Below are 738 nucleotides of genomic sequence, written 5' to 3' on the forward strand. Positions count from 1 at the left end.
TGCCAAAGCTTTGTATCGTTCTTAAGCAACGATTCAAGTATGCGTTGGGAGTCACTCATTAATGCGCCTGATCCCAATTGTCACCTACTTCAGCCTCAACAATAAGCGGAACATCAAGATCTGCGGCAGACATCATATTTTCAATCAGTAAAGCTTTGACACCTTCAACCTGGCCCTCAGCGACTTCAACCACCAATTCATCATGCACCTGCATAATCATTTTTGCGTCAAGACCAGCACCTTCAAGTGCGGCATCGACCTTTATCATCGCCTTTTTGATAATATCTGCCGCCGTACCTTGCATTGGTGCATTAATCGCCGTCCGCTCTGCTGCTTGCTGAAGCATTTTATTTCGAGCATTTATCTCAGGAAGATATAAACGACGACCAAAAACGGTTTCGACATAACCATCATCATGTGCTTGAGCCCGGATTCTATCCATGTACTCAAGTACACCTGGGTAACGTTCGAAATAACGATCAATATATTGCGCTGCTTCTTTTCGAGATACATTGATTTGCTTCGCCAAACCAAATGCCGACATACCGTAAATCAAACCAAAGTTAATGGCTTTGGCTTTGCGGCGCTGATCAGCACTCACCTCTTCAACAGAAACATCGAAGACTTCTGCAGCAGTCGCACGGTGTACGTCTTCTCCTTGAGCAAATGCCTCCAACAAGCCCTTATCTTGAGACAAGTGCGCCATAATTCTCAGTTCTATTTGCGAATAGTCGGCTG

At 45.0% G+C, this 738-nt stretch carries 1 protein-coding gene; it reads right to left on the reverse strand.

The features are described from left to right. Positions 1–58: 58 nt before the first annotated feature. The coding region (locus A3729_RS24935; protein WP_231877500.1) for a DNA polymerase at positions 59–738 on the reverse strand (680 nt) is incomplete at its 5' end.

It is taken from the genome of Oleiphilus sp. HI0043 (genome assembly GCF_001634935.1).